This window comes from Adlercreutzia sp. DFI.6.23 (assembly GCF_024462535.1).
Lineage (GTDB): Bacteria > Actinomycetota > Coriobacteriia > Coriobacteriales > Eggerthellaceae > Adlercreutzia > Adlercreutzia rubneri.
Map to the genome: position 1 here is coordinate 355,796 of NZ_JANGBP010000001.1, position 17,500 is coordinate 373,295.

The 17,500-nt window shown below is 65.8% G+C and carries 17 protein-coding genes; 7 read left to right on the forward strand and 10 right to left on the reverse strand.

Features of this window, described 5'->3' with window-relative positions; translation table 11 throughout:
* The first annotated feature begins 362 nt into the window (after positions 1-362).
* From NE591_RS01590 to NE591_RS01620, 7 genes are all read left to right on the forward strand, one after another.
* Positions 363-734: a YraN family protein gene (locus NE591_RS01590; RefSeq protein ID WP_227070389.1), complete on the forward strand. Its 372-nt coding sequence runs from the start codon at positions 363-365 to the stop codon at positions 732-734.
* A gap of 172 nt (positions 735-906) precedes the next feature.
* Positions 907-1,668: a ParA family protein gene (locus NE591_RS01595; RefSeq protein WP_015760616.1), complete on the forward strand. Its 762-nt coding sequence runs from the start codon at positions 907-909 to the stop codon at positions 1,666-1,668.
* A complete protein-coding gene (locus NE591_RS01600) occupies positions 1,661-2,593 on the forward strand; it encodes a ParB N-terminal domain-containing protein (RefSeq protein ID WP_227070388.1) in 933 nt (310 codons plus the stop codon). The genes NE591_RS01595 and NE591_RS01600 overlap by 8 nt, the downstream gene beginning before the upstream one ends.
* Before the next feature lie 243 nt (positions 2,594-2,836).
* Positions 2,837-3,256 (forward strand): DNA-binding protein, encoded by a 420-nt coding sequence (locus NE591_RS01605; RefSeq protein ID WP_227070387.1) that lies wholly within the window; start codon positions 2,837-2,839, stop codon positions 3,254-3,256.
* Position 3,257: 1 nt separating this feature from the next.
* On the forward strand, positions 3,258-4,508 hold the full coding sequence (locus tag NE591_RS01610; protein ID WP_227070386.1) for a relaxase/mobilization nuclease domain-containing protein: 1,251 nt from the start codon (positions 3,258-3,260) through the stop codon (positions 4,506-4,508).
* Entirely contained in the window at positions 4,505-5,077 is a 573-nt protein-coding gene (locus NE591_RS01615; RefSeq protein WP_227070385.1) for a hypothetical protein, read from the forward strand. The genes NE591_RS01610 and NE591_RS01615 overlap by 4 nt, the downstream gene beginning before the upstream one ends.
* A gap of 190 nt (positions 5,078-5,267) precedes the next feature.
* Positions 5,268-6,233 (forward strand): Abi family protein, encoded by a 966-nt coding sequence (locus NE591_RS01620; protein ID WP_256156248.1) that lies wholly within the window; start codon positions 5,268-5,270, stop codon positions 6,231-6,233.
* Positions 6,234-6,365: 132 nt separating this feature from the next.
* On the opposite strand, the gene NE591_RS01625 is transcribed toward NE591_RS01620, so the two are convergent.
* The 10 genes from NE591_RS01625 to NE591_RS01670 all read right to left on the reverse strand — a co-directional run bounded on the left by NE591_RS01625 (position 6,366) and on the right by NE591_RS01670 (position 17,449).
* Positions 6,366-6,497, reverse strand: a complete 132-nt coding sequence (locus tag NE591_RS01625) for a DNA-binding protein (protein WP_227070383.1) — start codon at positions 6,495-6,497, stop codon at positions 6,366-6,368.
* Positions 6,497-7,234: a class B sortase gene (locus tag NE591_RS01630; protein WP_227070382.1), complete on the reverse strand. Its 738-nt coding sequence runs from the start codon at positions 7,232-7,234 to the stop codon at positions 6,497-6,499. The genes NE591_RS01625 and NE591_RS01630 overlap by 1 nt, the downstream gene beginning before the upstream one ends.
* Before the next feature lie 70 nt (positions 7,235-7,304).
* Positions 7,305-10,382: a VaFE repeat-containing surface-anchored protein gene (locus tag NE591_RS01635; protein ID WP_256156249.1), complete on the reverse strand. Its 3,078-nt coding sequence runs from the start codon at positions 10,380-10,382 to the stop codon at positions 7,305-7,307.
* Between the two features lie 16 nt (positions 10,383-10,398).
* Positions 10,399-10,875, reverse strand: a complete 477-nt coding sequence (locus NE591_RS01640; protein WP_227070802.1) for a DNA gyrase — start codon at positions 10,873-10,875, stop codon at positions 10,399-10,401.
* Positions 10,876-11,003: 128 nt separating this feature from the next.
* Positions 11,004-11,990, reverse strand: coding sequence for a conjugal transfer protein TrbL (locus NE591_RS01645; RefSeq protein WP_227070803.1), 987 nt, complete (start codon positions 11,988-11,990; stop codon positions 11,004-11,006).
* A 14-nt stretch (positions 11,991-12,004) separates the two neighbouring features.
* Positions 12,005-12,712, reverse strand: coding sequence for a hypothetical protein (locus NE591_RS01650; RefSeq protein WP_227070804.1), 708 nt, complete (start codon positions 12,710-12,712; stop codon positions 12,005-12,007).
* Between the two features lie 15 nt (positions 12,713-12,727).
* Positions 12,728-14,320, reverse strand: coding sequence for an NlpC/P60 family protein (locus NE591_RS01655; protein WP_256156250.1), 1,593 nt, complete (start codon positions 14,318-14,320; stop codon positions 12,728-12,730).
* On the reverse strand, positions 14,313-16,829 hold the full coding sequence (locus tag NE591_RS01660) for a VirB4-like conjugal transfer ATPase, CD1110 family (RefSeq protein ID WP_227070794.1): 2,517 nt from the start codon (positions 16,827-16,829) through the stop codon (positions 14,313-14,315). Before NE591_RS01660 ends, NE591_RS01655 begins: the two co-directional genes overlap by 8 nt.
* Positions 16,813-17,220 (reverse strand): PrgI family protein, encoded by a 408-nt coding sequence (locus NE591_RS01665; RefSeq protein WP_139912160.1) that lies wholly within the window; start codon positions 17,218-17,220, stop codon positions 16,813-16,815. The genes NE591_RS01660 and NE591_RS01665 overlap by 17 nt, the downstream gene beginning before the upstream one ends.
* 13 nt (positions 17,221-17,233) lie before the next feature.
* On the reverse strand, positions 17,234-17,449 hold the full coding sequence (locus NE591_RS01670) for a hypothetical protein (RefSeq protein ID WP_013978966.1): 216 nt from the start codon (positions 17,447-17,449) through the stop codon (positions 17,234-17,236).
* Positions 17,450-17,500: the final 51 nt, after the last annotated feature.

Below are 17,500 nucleotides of genomic sequence, written 5' to 3' on the forward strand. Positions count from 1 at the left end.
CGCCGGGCGGTCCGGCAAGGGCTTCCCCCGAGCAGTCGACCCTCAGACAGCCTCCTGGGGGCATTCGTGGCACGGCGGGCTCCGTTCGATCGGATCGCCTTGCCTCCTCCTTGGGCATCAAAGGCTCGCACAGCCGCCCGATGCGCCCCGCAAGGGTTGCGATGCTTTTCCGATTTCTTTTGCCGCCCGAGAGAAAAGGCGAAAGCGGCAAAACAAAGCGCCCTCCGGGCTTCGGAAAACCAACGGCCCGATGGGGCGAGGAACGCGCCTTCGCTTCCTCCCTTGCAGGGCGCGGCAGGCGGTGCGGCCCCGATGCCACAAGGCGGGGCAAGGGGCTCCGCCCCAACTGAACGGAGGTCACCATGAACACCAATCCCACTCTCCAGGACAGGGCGGTCAAGGCGGCAGCCCGCTTCCTCGAGGTCCGCGGCTACGAGACGCTCGCGACCGGGTGGAAGTCGCCCGAGACGAGAGGAACCATCGACCTGGTTGCACGCGATCCCGAGTCCGACGACCTCGTGTTCGTCGACGTCTCCGCGCGCCCGAACTCCGGCGCCGGCTTCGGCGACGGGAGGAACGATCGCGAGACGATGGAGCTGCTCGCGGTCTCCTGGCTCGCCGAGAACGACTTCGCCGAATCGGTCGGCGTGAGGTTCGACAAGATCAGCATGATCGTCGTCGGCGAGGACCGTGCGCTGCTCAGGCACCACATCAACGCCTTCGGCGAGGCCTAGGACCTCCGGGCCCGCCTGGGCAGGCCCCCTCTGGACGGAGGGGGCCGTTTGCAGGCGGCTCGCCCCATGGCGAACCGCCACCCCATGGCGAACGGTCGGTATTAACAGAACGTTTCCGTTCTGTATACTCGGGGTAAACGCCATCGACGATCGCAGAGAGGACGGAGGAAGCATGAGGACGCTCGCGATATCGAACTACAAGGGCGGGGTCGGAAAGACCACCACTGCGGTCAACCTCGCCACCATCTACGCCAGGCGGGGCCTGAGGACGCTCCTGATAGACCTGGATCCGCAGGCGTCCGCCACGGACTTCTTCGGGCTCTACGACCGCGCCGCGGCCGAGCGTCGAGGAGCCGTCGAGCTCCTCTACGGGAACGCGCCCGTCGGCGACGTGGCCTTCGAAACCGAGGCCGACGGGCTCTCCGTCGTGCCCTCGACCATAGAACTCGTCGACCAGAACGAGCTGCTCCTGCGCGAGCAGCGTCTTCGTTTCGCGCTCGACGACTGCGCGGGCGACTACGACGTCTGCATCGTCGACTGCAGCCCCACGATGAAGCGTCTCGCCTTCAACGCCTACCTGGCCGCTGCGGGCGACGGCATGGTGATCGTGCCGGTGAAGCTCGACTCCACCGTCATGCGCGGCACCGCCCTCACGGTCAGCGCCATCGAGTCCATCTCCGACGCGCTGCGCGTGCCCACACCAGCATGGCGCATCCTGCGCACGTGCGTGCCCGGGCTCATGACCAACGCGGAGGCCACCGGGGCCGACGTGCTCGACGCGTACTTCCCCGACAACCAGTTCGCCACCGTCATCCACGCGAGTTCGAAGGTCTGCGAGGGAAGCTGGCAGTGGCAGCCCGTCGCGGCCTTCAAGCCGAACAGCCGGCCCGCCAAGGACTACGAGGCGCTCGCCGAGGAGGTGCTCCATGGCTAAACCCACGACATCGGGGTTCACCATCTCCGGGCTGCTTGACAGGAGCGCATCGATCCGCAACGACTACCCCGTCGAGAGGATCCCCATCGAAGAGATAGCCGACCACCCCGCCAACGCCGCCTACTCGATGGACGAGGCCGGCATCGCGCAGCTCGCGAAGAGCATCGAGGAGGAGGGGCTCACCGACCTGCCGCTCGTGCGCAAGCTCGACGACGGCGGCTGGCAGATGGTGAGCGGGCACCGCCGAAAGGCGGCCTACGCACTCCTCGCGAAAGAAGACGAGAAATACGCCCAGATCCCCTGCCGCGTCATCCGGGGCATCACCGACGAGCAGTCGGTCATGCTGCTGCACGCCGCCAACTACTTCGTGCGCAGCCTCACCGTGACCGAGCGCGCGGCGGCGAGCCGTGCGCTGGGCGTGGAGGTCGAACGCATGCGCGCCGAGAACCCCGAGCTTTCCGGCGTGCGCACGGAGGACATCAAGGCGGCGATCATATCCGAGCAGACCGGACGCAAGGTATCGGGCAAGACCATCCAGCGCCAGGAGTCTCTCGCGCGCAAGATCGAGGAGAGGCTCACGCCCCAGTGGCGCGAGGCCGCGCTCGCGGACGCGCTCTCGGCGGACGCCGTGGGGATCCTCGCCGATCTGGATTCCGATGCGCAGGACCGGCTCCATGCGACATGGCGGGCGCAGCCCTTGGGCAAGAAGGAGACGACCGAGTTCCTCAAGAAGTCGACCGCCGAGCCCGCCGCCGAAGAAGACGCGAAGGGTCCCGCGCCCAAGCCCGCGGCGGCGCTCGCAAGCGCCCTTCGCGCGCTCAGGCGCTACGAGTCGAAGGCGGAAGAAAACCCGCCGAGCGAGCTGGACAGGCAGGCGCTCGGAGAGATCGCCGAGACGGCGGAAGGGCTCCTCGGAGGCAGGTAGAACCCGCGCAGGAGCCCCTGCGGGGCGCCTGCGCCGTTTCCAGCAAGTAGCCTATCTCGTGTATACGAGATAGAAGGCGGCCCGGGGCCCAAGGCCCGAGGCGGAGGCGACGCCGCCGGGCTCGCGAAACGGCGCGCAGGCGCTCCGGCTCGCGCCATGCGGGGGATGCCCCGCGCCCCTGGAAAGAGCGCCGCCCGAGCCTCCACCGCATCGGGGCGGCGGAGGATGCGAAGGATCGAGAAGATGACGAAGGTCTTGAGATACGACAACGTGCTGACCGCCCGCGTGAGCGACGCGGACTTCCGCGCGGTCTGCGAGCGCGCCGACGAGGAGGGGCTCACCCGCTCCGAGTACCTGCGCTACGTCGCCCGCATGGTCGCGGACGATGCCGAGAACGCGAAGCGAGGAGGCGTGCTGCTCGACGGGCTCTCGATGCGCAGGCTCTCCCGCGAGCTCGTCAGGTGGGGGCACCACTACAACCAGGGCGTGCACGCCCTCAACTCCATCAAGTTCGCGCTCGACCACGGAAGGGGCGACCTGGAGTGGGTGTCCGGCAAGCTCGACGAGTGCGCGCTTCTGCTCGCGCAGGTCGACGAGGGGCGCTGCAAGATGGCGGGCGAGCTCGCCTCGCTCGAAGGCCGCGCCATAGTGGGCGGAGACTAGCATGCCGCTGCTGAAGCCCATAGCCGGCCACACGGGATGCGCCGGCATAAAGCGCTACCTCGAGAAGGGAGGGCGCGCCCTCGGGATCATGGTCATGAACTTCGCATGGCAGGAGGAGCGCGCCTTCGAGGACGTCTCGGCCGCCCCGGCCGGGTTCGACTGGGCGGAGTCGATGGACGCGACGAGACGCGCCTGCGGCAACGACACCCCGTATCGGGGCAAGCCGGCGAGGACCTTCAAGCATTTCGTCATGTCGCCCGATCCTCAAGACGGCTTGACCGCAGACCAGGTGGCGGAGCTCGCGAGCGCCTGGGCGCTCAGGCACTTCGCCGACTTCGAGGCGGCGATCGTCCTGCACGACGACAACGAGCGCAAGATCCCCCACGCCCACATCGTCGTCAACAACACCAACCTCGCCACCGAGCGCCGCCTTCAGACCCCGGACCCGCTCGAGCTCAACCGCAGCCTGCAGGAACTCGCCGAGGAACAGGGCTTGCGCTTCATGCGCGACGACACCGTGAGGGAGGCCGACAAGGGGCCGGCGCGCAAGGCGACGCCCGCGACGCTGCAGAGCGTATACATGCGGCGCGCCGAGCGGGAGATCCAGAAAGAGGGAGGATACTCCTGGGTGGCCGACATCCGCAACCGGGTCACGGTGGCAAAGGCGCTCGCCCGCAACGAGGGCGAGTTCATGGCGGTGCTCAAAACACTCGAGGTCGAAGTCGCGCAGAACTCGGAGCGCTCCTGGAGACGCGACTGGATCTACTCGCTTTACGACCACCCCACCTGGCGCATCGGAGGCGAGAAGCTGGGGCTCTCCTTCGGCCAGGAGGCGCTCAGGCGGCGCTTCGACAGGATCGCCGCCTGGCACCCAGCCCCGGCGGCATCCCAACGGATACTCTCCGAAGCCGAAAGCGCCATCGAGCTGAACGACCTGTCGGAGCTGGAACGTCTCGCCGGCGCGATAGAGGCGTGCATGTCCGCGAACGCGCACAGCCTGGCAGACCTCGACAGGAGGATCGAAAGGCTCGAAGGCCGCGCCGACGGCGATTCCGCCGAACGGGCGGAAGCGCTGCGCGAGGTGCGCGCATACGCGGCGGCGAACAGGCTCCTGCCCGAAACCGCGCAGACGAGGCGGCAAAGGCAGCCGCAGGGCGAGGAAGCGCCCGTCAGGCGCGGCGGCGCGAAACCGCGCAGCCGCGAGACGCAGGCGCAGCAGGAACGGCGGCGAGAAAGGAGGGAGCTCCGATGAGGGTGGAGGTCGCCTACCGCGGGCGCATCGAGGCGTTCGACACCGACCGTTTCACCGAGGCTCAGCCGTTCTCGGGCAAGAGCATGCTCGCCGATCTCACGCTCGACTACGCAGACGTCGAGAAGAAGGGCCTCTGGCTCACGGCGCACTGCTACGCCGCGAACGAGGCCTACCGGACAGAGGGCGGAGAGACCCCCGAGGCAAGACGCGAGAAGGGCTGGAGGTTCCAGCTCGCCACCCCGAGAGAGGCCGCCGGAATCGAGAGCGTCACCCTGGACGGCTCGACGGTGCTCGCGAGGCTCTTCGGCGAGCTCGTGGACGTCGCCAGGATAGATCGCGCTTGCGCCCTCTTCGTCGGGCCCGGAGGGTCGCTCGCCAGCCGCATCGTGAGGCTGAGCGGCTACCTGGCGAACACCGACGAGAGGCTGGCGGCAAGCCAGGCGCTCATGGCCGAGGCGGTCGGCATCACTCCGCTTACACTCGAAAGGGCGATCGAGGCCGAAGCGGCACAGGAGGTGCCAGCAGGCAACATGGAAGACGATTGGATGGAAGGATACGGAAATGATTAAAGCGGTGTTCAGAGGAATCGGGGCGTTCGTCCGCTGGATGTTCAAGGCGGTGTTCCGGTTCATGTAGGCAAGGCGCACCTTCCGATCGCCGTTTCACGCGCAATTGCATGCGAAAAGAAGGATAATTGAGAAACGGCGCGCATTCCGTCCCTTGAGACCGATCCCTATCCAAGCACGAAAGATCGAAGCTATGAACGAAATCGCAGATGATAATAAAAGAAAGCCCAAGCTCACCGTCGAGGAGCAGATAGAGCACCTGAAGTCCAAGGGCGTGACCTTCGAGCTGTGCGACGAGGGAGAGGCCGCTCACATCCTCTCCGAGCAGGACCACTACTTCCGCCTTGCGGCGTACCGCGTGCTCTTCCCAAAGCGCATCGGCGGAGCGCATGACGGCGAGTACGCCGGCCTCGACTTCGGGCAACTGGTCGACCTCGCGGGGATAGACCAGGAACTGCGCAGGTTCCTGCTGCCGCTCACACTCGACGTGGAGAACGCCGCCAAGACAAAACTCGTCGAGAAAATAACCGACAATCGCAACGAGGACGGCTACTCCGTCCTCGCCGACTACCTCACGCACCTCAACCACACCGAGCGCAACAGGCGCGAAGGCGAGATCTCGCGCTTGGAGAACGACGCCTACCTCGGACCGCTCGTCGAGCGCTATCCGCTAGACGAGATGCCGGCATGGGTGTTCCTGGAGCTGTCGTCGTTCGGCGCGTTTGCCAGCTTCTACCTCTTCTGCGCAAATCGATGGGGCGATACGGAAATGAGAGACGACCATTACCTTCTCAGGCGAGCGAATTCGCTCAGGAACGCCGCTGCCCATTCGAGCGCCATCATCAACGGCTTGGGTATCTCCTCGGCCACGCCGACGAGATACCCCGCATCGGTCGCGAAAGCGCTCGGCGACGCAGGTGTCTCGAAGCGCCTGAGACGATCCAAGATGCGCAATCCGCGAGTGCTCCAGACGACGGTGCTCGCCTATGCCTGCAACCGTTTCGTCGCCCGAGAAAGGCAGGCGAGAGCATACGACGGATTCCTGGCATTTAGGCAACGTGCAGAGGAGAACTCGGATTGGTACAGGGGGAACACGACTATCATCTCGGCATACGACTTTCTGTCAAAGGTCTTCCAGGCATGGCTGAGCCAATGGTGATACTGGTAAATCCTATATGCTCGATTTGACAAACGGGCCGCAATCACGATAATTATAGCCAGACAGAAACCTTCGGGTTTGCGGGGCGGGATCGCGAAAGCGTTTCTGCCCTATTTTTTTGCCGAAAGCAGCCTAGGGTTCCCGCTTGCCCTCGGCGAGCATCTCCTCATGCTCGCTCATGGCGCCCACCCGAATGCAGACGTGCCCCACGATCGCACACGCCATCATCGCCATTCCGATGAAGAAGCATATGGTCGACTGCATCACTCCACCTCCTCCCGCGCATACACTATCGTCCTCTCGTGCCCGTTCCACCTGCCGTAGCTGCAGGTGCAGAACGCCTTGACGCTATCCGTCTCGACGTCGGCGTCGAGCACGACGTCCGCTTCGGCCAGAAGCTCCTCTAGCCAGGAGTCGAGCTCCTCATCGTCGGCGAACTCCAAGCGCTTGTGCTCGGCATTGGAGTCCACGACGTCCGCCGCGATGACGTTCAGGCGAATGTCCCCCTCGGGCGTCTGCAGGAGGATCTCGTAGTGGGCCTCTGCGAACCCCCTGTCGGAGTAGCCTGCGAATGCCGAGAACATGCTGCCGTCGTTCATGTGGTGGGCGAACATTAGCGCGAGCGGGCTGTCGATCCCCCGCTCCGCGCAGCCGGCGTCGAGGTAGGGGCATCCGTAGGGGTTCCAGCCGCGGTAGACGTCGTGGTCGAGGTAGAAGGTCGGATCGTCGGCGCTCGCCTGCACCACCGGATAGTCGACGTTGGTTCCGGGGACGCTCACCCAGGCCACGATATCGGGGTTCACGGACAGCCAGTATTCCCAATCGACTGCGTGAAAACCGTCATCCTCCCCGTGTTCGGCGACGTCCCCCGAGATAGGAGAGGGGTCTACATCGGCCGCCCTGTCGTGAATGCCGAAAAGCCACAACCCCAGCGCCGCAGCCCCCACAATCGCCGTCAAGGCCACAAGGACCGCGAATCGCCGTTTGATATTCGTGCTCATGCGAACCTCCAGAAAATCGGGCGGGGAGGCTCATCACCGCCCCGCCCTCTTCGATCAACCGGAAACTCGGCTATTCCCCGGAAACCCCGTCTGCGTCTCCGACGCTATCTGCTGCGTTATGACGGATGCGACCGTGAAGCGCGTAAGCGCCCGCAGCGGCGCCGCCGACGATCAGAACGCCGATCACCGCCCATACGGGAAGCAGGTCGCCGCCCGTCTTGTCATAGGGAGAACCGGGAACCTCCGGGGTCTCGGGATTGTCCACGACGACCGTCTGGCCCTCGTCGTCGATGTCCTGGTGCACTGCGATGACGTTTCCGTTCACGTCGAGCATCTCCTCGAACGCCACGAGGGCAGCGCCTTCCTCGAGCTTGGACGCATCGAACTCGAAGGCGACCTCGACGGTTCCCTCCGAGCCTTCCGCAGCGAACTCGGCGGTGGAGGTCACGGGGTTGCCATCGGCGTCCTCGAGGGGAAGACCTGTCTTCTTGTCCATGATGGTGCCGTGGGCGGTGTAGGTCTCGCCTGCGATGAGCCCCCTGTACTCGACGGTATCCACGACGGCGACCGTCCCGCTCTCGATCACGTGGTCGCCATCGGCTGCGTCGACGAGTGCGGTCCCGATCTCGACGACCGTGACGGACTGCCCTTCATCCTCGATGTCCTCGTGCACCGCGAGGACGGTTCCTTCGGCATCGAGCAGCTTCTCGAACACCACCAGTCGGTGCCCGCCGAGGTTGGTCGAGTCGAAGGAGAGCTCGACTACCTGGGTGCCTTCGGCGGCCTCAGGTGCGAACCCGACGGTCGAGGTCACATCGGCGGCGAGAAGCCCCTCGCCGCTTCGCAGCGGCTCGCCCGTCTCGGCGTCCATGAGCGTCGCCTCGAGCGTGTAGGCCTCGCCCGGGGTCAGTCCCTCGAAGGCAACCTCGTCTGCGATTACCACCTCGGAGCCCGTCACGAGCTTGTCGCCGTCCGCGGCGTCGGTCGCCGTGGTGCCGATGTCGACAAAGTGCAGCGTCTGCCCCTCGTCCTCGATGTCGGCATGAACTGCCACCTCGATGCCGTCCTTGACCAGGCTCTCGAAAGCCACGACATCCTCGCCCGCGAGCAAGCTCGCGTCGAAGGTGAACTCGATGTTGACCGAGCCGTTCGTGTTGTCGGCCGCGAACTCCTTGGTGGCGGTCACGGTGTTGCCCTCCGCGTCGAGCAGGGGCTCGCCGGTTGACTTGACCATGAGGGTTCCTGTGAGGGTGTACGTGCCGCCGAACTCGAGGTTCTCGTAGTAGACGGTATCGACGATCGTCACCTGCTCGTCCGCCTGGGCGATCTGGTCGCCGTCGGCCGCGTCCGCCGCCTGCGTTCCGATCTTCGGCCCTTCCTGGTCGTCGAGCGTCATCCAGACGGCCTCCGCCACGCCGGAGTCGCGCTCGATCCAGAAGGTCTTGGTCACGAGCTCGTAGCCCTCGTTCGCCTCGCAGGGAAGCTCCTCGAGCATGTACTGGCCGAAAGGCAGCGCGGCGAGCGCGTCGTTGGCAGGAGCCGTGGAGCCGTCCTCGCCCAGCCCGAACCAGATGCCGGCCGACGGGTCCATCATTTCGGAGGTGATGGCCTCCGCCTCGAGCAGGTGGTCGTTGCCGTTGGTGTTGAGCGTGTGCTTGTTCCAGCTCGCCTCGGTCGATGCCTGGCCGTTGCGGTCGGTCACCAGCACGTGGGTCTCGCCGGTCGCCACGTTGGTGATGGCGAAGGGAACTTGCAGGCTCGCGTTGGTGTCGGCGGCCTTCTTGGAGAGCTTGAGGTCGTTGCGGACGACCTGGTTGTAGAAGGCGAGCTCGCCGCCTTCGGCATCCGCCGTCACGACGAGGCCGTCGGTTCGGATCTCGAAGGCCCTGGGCTCGCCGTCGGTGAGCAGGTAGGAGTCGTTGGTCGCGGTCTCCTGGATGGTGTAGGTGCCGTAGGGCAGCGCGTCGGGGGCGGTCTTGGCGATGTAGGAGCCGATTTCCTCGTCCCACTCGGTCTCGATGGCGGCGACGGCCTCGCCCGGCTCGTACCAGGCATCGCCTACGAGGACCTTGTTTTCGGAGGCGTTCGTTATGGTGAACTCGATGCCGGAGAGCGTCGTGCCAACGCCGTCTGCCGCATGCCCGTTTCCGCCTACCGCCTCGGACTCTCCGAGCTCCGCGTCGGCCTTCGTCACCTGCACGCCGCCGCGTATCGCGTCGTCTTGCACGGGGTCGCCGGAAAGGTCGACGATCTGCCCGTCGCTCTCGATGGCAAACTCGAGCTCGCCTTCCCAGGGAAGGTAGCCTTCCGGAGCGTTCGCCTCCACGATGCGGTAGGTGCCGCACGGCAGCGCATCGGCTGCGGTCTGCGCCGTGTAGGCCGATCCGTCCCAGGAGGTGGAGATGGTCATGACCGTCTCGCCGTCGGCGTAGCTGCGGCCGTCCACGTAGGAGCTCATCCCCGATGCGTTGACGATGGCGAACTCGGCGCCTTCGAGCGAGGCGTCGCCCTGCTCGCCTGCGCCGGCTTGCGCATCGACCTTGGCGATCTTCACGCCGCCGCGATGCCAGGAGAAGCTCGCAAGCTCCTGGGAGCCGGGGCCCGTGTCGATCCTGAAGGCGGAGAACCCGGTCGAGACCTCGTCTGCGCGCGAGCAGATCTTGTTCCAAGTGCCCCCGATCACCTCGCGCTCCGCCCAGGAAGCGAAATCGGCGTTCGTGCCGTAGGTCGCCTGCGCTGCGGATCCGAGGTTCGCGTAGGAGAGCAGGATGTGGCTCGCGACCTGGTATTTGTCGTTGTCCATGCCGCTGCCGTCGTACCAGGAGTCGGGCCACATGGACTCGTCGAATCCGGGGGCGCCGAAGGAGAACCACATGGCGGCGGCCAGGTCCTCTGCCGGGCTCGTGGCATACGATCCTGCCGCCGGCGTTCCGCGCATGGGCTCGATGCAGTAGGCGACCTGCCCGTCCGCGCTCATGTCCGTGGTGTTGTATCCCGCATAGGGGATGTCGCGACCGATCGAGACGCTCACGTTTCCGGCGGCGTACGCGGGCGCGGGGACGATGGCGACGGACAGCGCGAGCGCCATCACCATGGCCACGCGCACGATCTTCGAGGAGGTTATCCTCTCCACCGTTTTCTCTTTCATTTCTCGCGACCTCCCCCTACATCGCGATGCTCTCGCGGCTCTGGGCGGCGCGCTCAGCGCCGTTTCCCAGGCGCTCGGAGCCTTCTCGCGCGCCGCGCGCCTTCTCGGAGAGGCTCTGCAGGTACTCGCTGCGGTTGCGGTCGAGCGCCTCCTTGATCTGCGCCGGCATGACGCGCACGATGTTCTTGGCGGGCTTTCCTCGCTCGTCGAGCACCGGCTGGCCGTCCTCGTCGAGCACGCTCTTCTTGAGCCACACCTCGCTATCCGTCAGAAGCGGGATGTCTCGGTAGTTCTCGCCGCGGTAGCGGGATTCGTTTACGAACATCGGGCTGAACTGGTAGTAGCTTACGTCAACCCCGTCGACTACCGTGCCCTTCGGCAGCGTCACGGAGTTGAAGGTGCGTACCTCTCCGGTCTCCCGGTCGGTGTACTCGATGTCGGTCCGCACGAAGTTCTTGTGGAGCGTGAGGTAGGTGTTCTTCTTCTCAGGCATTCCATGCCCCTTTCTTTGCATCCTCGCAGGCGGTTGTCGATGTGGAAGCCCGCCTGCCTATCCGTACCGTCGAAAGCCCCTCAGCCGTCCAAGGCGACCACCCCCTTTCAGAGATCCTTCCGACAAGATCAAACCCCGGATACGATGTCGCGCGCCCAAGCGCCGCTCTTGACGAGCGACAGGATCAAAAGCACGCACATCGCCAGGTACTGGAGCGCGTAGGTGAGTCCGGTCGCGATGCCGTCGATGGGGGTTCCCGTCGAGGTGCTCGCCCCGGTGAGCCCGCCCAGGATGAGCGGGAAGGCGATGAGCAGGATCAGGATGATGAGCCCCGCCAGGCACACCGCGGTGAAGTTCTTCAGGTAGCCGACGCCTATCTGGCGCGTGTCGTCGAGCGCCATGAGCGAGAGCGGGATCGGGCCGAACGCCGCCATGACGTAGAGCTGGATGGCGCGCGCCCAGCACACGACGAGCGCCACGATGTAGGCCCCGAGCACCACGACCCAGCTGATGACGGATACCAGGAGCAGCGCGATGAGGGCCGGAACGTCGTCGTCTTCGGTCACCACGCTCACGGCAGAGAGATCCATCGCGCCGCCCGCGCCGAAAAGCGCCATCGTGCGGTCGATGGCGAGCCCCACCACCGAGTAGATCGCCTCCATGAGCTCGAAGCTGTTCTGTATGAGGAACAGGAACACCGCGAAGAAGACCAGCAGGAAGACGACCTCCTTCACGCCGGGGAAGGAGGCGTTGCCGTCCATGCGCTGGCTTATCTGGATGAGCTTCACCGTGAACACCAGCCCGAGCACCCCGCATCCGATGGGAAGCACCGCGGCGTCCCAGACCCCTCGCGCGATGTCGTACATGGAGACATCTCCTGCGGTCGTGAGCATCTGCGAGAAATCCGCGCCGATGATGCCCTCGTAGCCGATGCTCGAGAGCACCGCCACCTGGTTGGTGAACATCCAGTTGCACGCATCCCGCAGAAGCCCGGCGAGCCATGCGTTCACGTCGTCGGCGATGCTCGCGTAGGCGGGAGACGCCGGGACGAGCATGAGCGTCGCGAAGAGCAAGGTGGAGGCGAACGCGATGCGGAAGCGCCTGCCTGAGATCATCGCCGCCACCCGCCTCATAGCGCGCTCAGCTCCCCGGATCCGCGGTCGAGGGAGAGCTGCACGATAGTCGAAGCCGCGTCGTTCAGGTGGAAGGACGTCGTGAGGACGTCCTCGTTGCAGTCGATGTAGACCTCGCCGTCCCAGGTGGCGAGCGTCGCCGTCGGGGATGCGATCGACGCCCTCTGCGCGATGGCGGAGGCGATCTCGGGGTCCTCGGCATCGAGGAGGTCGTTTAGCTCTGAGGGGTGCGCGGCAAGCTCGAGCCCGGCATCGGAGCCTTCGGCGATGAGGTAGCTCTTCGACAGCGAGAACGCGTCACAGGAGATGCTCTTTCGGCCTCCCGCATCGCTTATGGAGAGCAGCGTCTGGGAGGCGGCCTCGCCCGCCGAGCGCGTGAAGGATATCTGCGCCGAGACGCCGGCGTCGCCGGACTCCTCTGAGAGCACCTCGTAGTACATCACCTGCACCCCGGCCTCTCCAGACTCGACGATCGTCGAGTCTGAAAGCGCGAGCGTGCAAGCGCCGTCCTCGCTTTCCCAGGTGGTGCCCGCATAGCCCGCGAGCGACTCGTCTGCCTTCTCTGTCTTCTGGCTTCGCTCCTCTACGGGAACGACGGCCTCGGGTTCGCTCGGCTCTATCGCGCAACGCGCGAGCCCTGCCCCTATCAGGATCGCCGCGGCGCCCGCAGCGCATACTGCCATCAGCTTCGTCTTCTTGTCCATCTTCTTGCTCCTTGCCTATCGATACGACAGGGCGCAGGTGAAGCTCGAGATCCCGCTCGCGATCTTCACGACCTCGCCCCGATGGGGCGCGTGGATGTAGCGGTCGCCCCCTATGTAGATGCCGACGTGCCCCGTGCGGTAGAGGATGTCGCCAGGCTGCGCCTCCGAGAGCGCGATCTTCTTGCCCTGGGCGTACTGAGCCTCGGTGTTTCGCGGGATCGAGATCCCCGCCTGGCGGTAGCAGTACTGGGTGAGGCCGCTGCAGTCCAGGCCGACGCCCGGCGTCGTCCCGCCCCACACGTAGGGGACCCCGAGCTGGCTGTAGGCGGCGGATACGATCGCATCCGCCGAGAGCGCCCCGGACCTGAAATCCTCCAGGCTCATGCCGTCGAAGCGGTAGAGGCCGTAGGTCTCCATGACGGATTTCAGGCTCTCGACGTAGCTCGAGCTCGTCGCCCATCCCGCGTCCTTGAGCCCCTCGGCCATCTTGTCCGAGTCGTGGCTCTCCATCGCCTCGCGTATGAGCGCGTTTCCCGCGTAGCGATCGGCCTGCAGGAAGACGCGGCTGCGGAAGCGGATGCACTCCGCGTCGCCGACGAAGCTTATGAAGTCCGCCGTGACGGTGACCTGCTCTCCGCCGTACTCCTCGCCGGTCCTCCACGAGCTCTTCCCCGCGACCTCCTCGCACAGCGCGTACGAACTCGCCCACTTCATGCCGAAGAGGTTGTGATCCTGCGTGGCGAGCCCCGAGAGGTGGTCGCCCTGCCCCGACTCGACGATGATCTGCGCGATCGTGCACCCCGCGGGATGCCCGTACTCCTCCTGGCATGCGAGCGCCTCCTCGACCATCTCGTAGGTGATGTAGGGCGGCAGCCCCTCGAGGGACGCCTTGGAGGCCTCGTTTTCCCAGAAGCCGAAGAGGGCGCTCACGATCTGGGAGACCGCGAGCACGGCGAGCAGGAACGCCAAGATCGCCGCGAGCACGCCCGCGACGGGGACGGCGGCGGACGACACCGCGCCGACGATCGCGCTTTTTCCGCCGACGGATGCCGCAGCCTTGGCGGATGCTGAGGCCTTGGCGGATGCCGCGGCCGCCTGGGCGGCAGCTGCGCGCTGCGCCCTCGCGGTGCCAACGCGCCCGAAGGCCCCCGCCTTGGCATGCTTGCCGGCGCCCTTCGGGGGCTTCTTCTTCCCGGAGGCGGCGGAGGCCTTCTTCGAGGCTACGCGCCGGGCGATCACGGAACGGGCCGCTCGAACGGTTTCACTCGCGCGCCCAACGCCGGAGAGCTCCTCGGTGTCGTCGGCCTCGGATGCGGCGGCGTCGGCGATCGCGCGCTTTAGGTTTCCCCCGGCCTGGGCGGCGAGGCCTGATCCCGCCTTCGCCTTCCCCGCACTGGCAGAGGAGGGTTTGGAAGAGCCCGCCGCGCGCCGCCCTCGAGCTTCTCCTTCGGGCGCAAGGACGTCGGAGGCGCGCTCGCGGGCGCCTTTGACGATTCCCGCCGACAGGGCGTCTGGCCGCTCGCCCGAGCCGAGCGCACGGGGCTCGGCACGCCCCGTCGCCTCGGAGCGCATCGAGCCATCCGAGTATTTCGCGACGCTCTCAGGCATCGCCGCCCTCCCGGGCCCGCGCGAATGCCTGGGCGCGCTTTATCTGGGCTATCTCCTCGGGCTTGGTGTTGAAAAGGTCGTAGAGCGCGCCTTTCGGGAAGTCGTCCTTGAGCGGCACGCGCACGCCACCTGCCACCAGGAGGCCCTCGCCGGCTTTGATGGAGTCGTCGATGTAGCCCTCCTCCTGCGCCGAGAGCGCCAGCAGGTCCACCCAGCTCTTGCGATCCAGGTGGCTCTGCTTGTGCAGGAGCACGAAGTCGGAGTTGAGGACCATGTTGCGAGCGTCCTCGTGCTCGAGCATGTAGGTCGAGTTCTGGGTGATGCCCGTGCAGATGAGGTTGAACTTGCGCCCCTCCGCCCAGAACTTGGAGAAGTAGCTGATGATCGCGGGATGCCCGAAGAGGCTCTGCACCTCGTCGATGTAGAGCCAGGTGGTCACGCCGCGCTCGAAGTTCGCGTACATGCGGTTTCGAACCGCCTCGAGGGCGGTGAGCATGCCGAACACCCTCATGTTCTGCGAGAGGTCCTTGAAGTCGACGTTGGTGATGCGGTTCTCGAAGCCCACGTTGCTCTGGTGGTTAAAGAACGACAGCGCGCCCTTCACGTAGCGCTCGTATCGGAGCGCGATGTCGCGCGCCTCGGGCTCCTCCTGCTCGAGCAGCAGCTCGTAGAAGTCGCCGAGCACGGGCAGCCGCCCCTTGTCCTCGCAGCGCATGTAGGAAAGCTCCACACAGCGGCTGATGATCGACTTGTCCGCCTCGGGAAGCCCCTCTCGCCCCTCCGCCATGGTCGCGCTCGAGAGCGCCAGTATCGCGTCGATCTTAAAGGCGAGCTGCGCCTGGTTGGCCTTATCGGCGACGTCGGAGAGGTCGAAGGGGTTCATGAACGTGTCGGTGTCCGGAGAGAAGCGTATGCAGGTCCCGCCCGCGGGCTCCACCACCGGCGCGTATTCCCCGGCCGGGTCGAAGACGATCACCTCGTCGTCGGGATACGCGAGTATCGTGTTCATGATCTCGCGCTTGACGCTGAAGCTCTTGCCGGAGCCCGGCTTGCCGCAGACGAACCCCATGGGGCTCGCGAGCTTCTTGCGGTTGCAGATTACGAGGTTGCCCGACTGCTTGGACTGGCCGTAGTATCCGCCGCCTTCCTGGTTGAGCTCCTGGGAGGCGAAGGGCATCTGTATGGCGATCTGCGCGGTCGTCATGTAGCGCGACACCTCCACGTGGTTCAGGCCCAGCGGCAGGATCGAGTTCATGCCCTGTCGCTGGCGGTACGCGAGCGGCTCCACCTCGATGGAGCGCTGGCGTGCCGCCGCCATGATCTGGCGGGTCTGGTGGTCGAGGGAATCGGCCGCATCCGCGTAGGTGAACACCAGCCCCGTGTAGGTGAACAGGCGCTGGTTCTTGTTCTGGAGCTGGTCGAGGAGCTCCTCCGCCTCCTCTTTCGAATGGGAGAGCTCGGGCGGCAGGATGGAGAAGTCGTAGCCCTTCTTCACCGCGCTCATCTGCTCGTCGATGACCTCCTTGTCCATCCAGGCGATGCGCTTCTTCACGTAGGCAACGGCTGCCGCCTTGCCCATGGGGTGGACGTGCAGCGTGACGTTCAAGGGCATGGGAAGGTCGACGATGTTCGCGATGCAGTCGTCTTCCAGGTCGCTGCCGAACGCACGGAACACCATCACGCGGCACCAGGTTCCGTCTGCGCGGTAGCAGTCAGCGCGCCCCTCCGGCTTGAAGTCAAGGACGGACGGCGCGATGAGATCCTTGGTGCGCAGGCCGCTTTCGTGGGACAGTTTGTCCCACGAGAACGCCGGCTCAATGCCCGGGCGCAGCTGCGACTGGATGAGCTCGAGACGCTCGGCCCCGTCGAGCATGCGCGCCTCGCAGCGGATGCGCGTGAGCGTCTGCTGCACGTCGCCCCGTGCGCGCGCGAGCCTGGGCGCAGCTGCGTCGATGTCGTCCGCCCCCACGAGGAAGGTGAGGTAGCGGTGGCGCACGAGATTCGAAACCCCCTCGCGCATCTTGTCGTTGAGGATGCGGTTGTACTCCTCGACGTATCCGTCGATGCGCGGGTCGCTCTTCTCGAAGAAACGCTTGCGCCCGATCTCGCGCTCCGGGATGGGCGTGTTGGTGATGGTGAGCTGCACGGAGGTTTCCGCGCCGAAGTAGTCGTAGAGCTCGCTCATCGCCGCGAACACCGACTGCTGGTTCTCCTCGCGCGCCGACTGGTAGCTGATGTCGCCGAACTCGATGGTCTGGCTGAACAGCCCCTCCTCGACTTGGGCGGTCCCGTCGGCGTACAAGGCGTCGTAGCCGATCGCGGAGAGGACGTCTTTTGCCTCGGCGCGTGCGCGCCTCTTGCGGCGTGCCGCCTGCTCGACCTTCTTCTCCTCTTTCTCGAGCCCTGCGGTTCGGATATGCGCGCCGCGCACGGGCGGGCCGCCCTTGGGCCGAACGGCATTCCGCTTCGTGCTCTTCGCCTTTTCTCTGTTCTTACCAAGCCGGAGCATGCAGTTCCGCCCCCTTCCTCTTCGCCTTGCGTTTTGCCTTGCGCGTCGGGCGTCCCGGCGCAGGCGATGCCTGCGCGCCCTCGAGCGCGGGGGTGGAGCGGTAGAGTATCCTCTGGTCCTCGAGCCGGAAGTCGAGCCAGAGCGGGACGAACTTCTCGAATTTCAAGTGATGGGGCCTCCAGAACCCCGCGAGCCAAAACGGCATGGACGCGCACATGACGGGCAGCGCCGCATCGCGCACCTCTATCCCGAACACGAGTCGGCAGATGGCTGCGACGCCGACGGCGGAGGCGAGGCCCCCGACGAGGCACGCGAGCGTGCGGGCCGAGAGCTTGCCGACGATTTTTTCGGTGTATTCACCGATGTCCTTCTGGACCCTGACTGACAGCATTGCCAGGCCCTTCCTAAGCGGGGAGCCACGACGTGTCGAGCTGCCCGAAGTAGATGGCGGCGGCGATGATGATCGCCCCGCCCGCGATGGTCGAGATCGCGCTTGCGATCTGGGCTCCGCCCTGCTGCTCCCGGATGGCGAGTCCGAGAGAGACCGCGCCCCAGACGACCAGGAAGCCGCCGAGGAACGTGACGCAGCCGGAGACGAGTCCGATGATGTTTGAGAGCATCTTGGCTCCTTTGCGTTTCTTGCTGTGGGACGACCGCGCCCGGTGGGTTTG

Bases quoted from the DNA above. Each gene is read 5' to 3' on its own strand.
- NE591_RS01590 (WP_227070389.1), top strand. From the start codon at position 363: ATGAACACCAATCCCACTCTCCAGGACAGGGCGGTCAAGGCGGCAGCC.
- NE591_RS01595 (WP_015760616.1), top strand. From the start codon at position 907: ATGAGGACGCTCGCGATATCGAACTACAAGGGCGGGGTCGGAAAGACC.
- NE591_RS01600 (WP_227070388.1), top strand. From the start codon at position 1,661: ATGGCTAAACCCACGACATCGGGGTTCACCATCTCCGGGCTGCTTGAC.
- NE591_RS01605 (WP_227070387.1), top strand. From the start codon at position 2,837: ATGACGAAGGTCTTGAGATACGACAACGTGCTGACCGCCCGCGTGAGC.
- NE591_RS01610 (WP_227070386.1), top strand. From the start codon at position 3,258: ATGCCGCTGCTGAAGCCCATAGCCGGCCACACGGGATGCGCCGGCATA.
- NE591_RS01615 (WP_227070385.1), top strand. From the start codon at position 4,505: ATGAGGGTGGAGGTCGCCTACCGCGGGCGCATCGAGGCGTTCGACACC.
- NE591_RS01620 (WP_256156248.1), top strand. From the start codon at position 5,268: ATGAACGAAATCGCAGATGATAATAAAAGAAAGCCCAAGCTCACCGTC.
- NE591_RS01625 (WP_227070383.1), bottom strand. From the start codon at position 6,497: ATGCAGTCGACCATATGCTTCTTCATCGGAATGGCGATGATGGCGTGT.
- NE591_RS01630 (WP_227070382.1), bottom strand. From the start codon at position 7,234: ATGAGCACGAATATCAAACGGCGATTCGCGGTCCTTGTGGCCTTGACG.
- NE591_RS01635 (WP_256156249.1), bottom strand. From the start codon at position 10,382: ATGAAAGAGAAAACGGTGGAGAGGATAACCTCCTCGAAGATCGTGCGC.
- NE591_RS01640 (WP_227070802.1), bottom strand. From the start codon at position 10,875: ATGCCTGAGAAGAAGAACACCTACCTCACGCTCCACAAGAACTTCGTG.
- NE591_RS01645 (WP_227070803.1), bottom strand. From the start codon at position 11,990: ATGATCTCAGGCAGGCGCTTCCGCATCGCGTTCGCCTCCACCTTGCTC.
- NE591_RS01650 (WP_227070804.1), bottom strand. From the start codon at position 12,712: ATGGACAAGAAGACGAAGCTGATGGCAGTATGCGCTGCGGGCGCCGCG.
- NE591_RS01655 (WP_256156250.1), bottom strand. From the start codon at position 14,320: ATGCCTGAGAGCGTCGCGAAATACTCGGATGGCTCGATGCGCTCCGAG.
- NE591_RS01660 (WP_227070794.1), bottom strand. From the start codon at position 16,829: ATGCTCCGGCTTGGTAAGAACAGAGAAAAGGCGAAGAGCACGAAGCGG.
- NE591_RS01665 (WP_139912160.1), bottom strand. From the start codon at position 17,220: ATGCTGTCAGTCAGGGTCCAGAAGGACATCGGTGAATACACCGAAAAA.
- NE591_RS01670 (WP_013978966.1), bottom strand. From the start codon at position 17,449: ATGCTCTCAAACATCATCGGACTCGTCTCCGGCTGCGTCACGTTCCTC.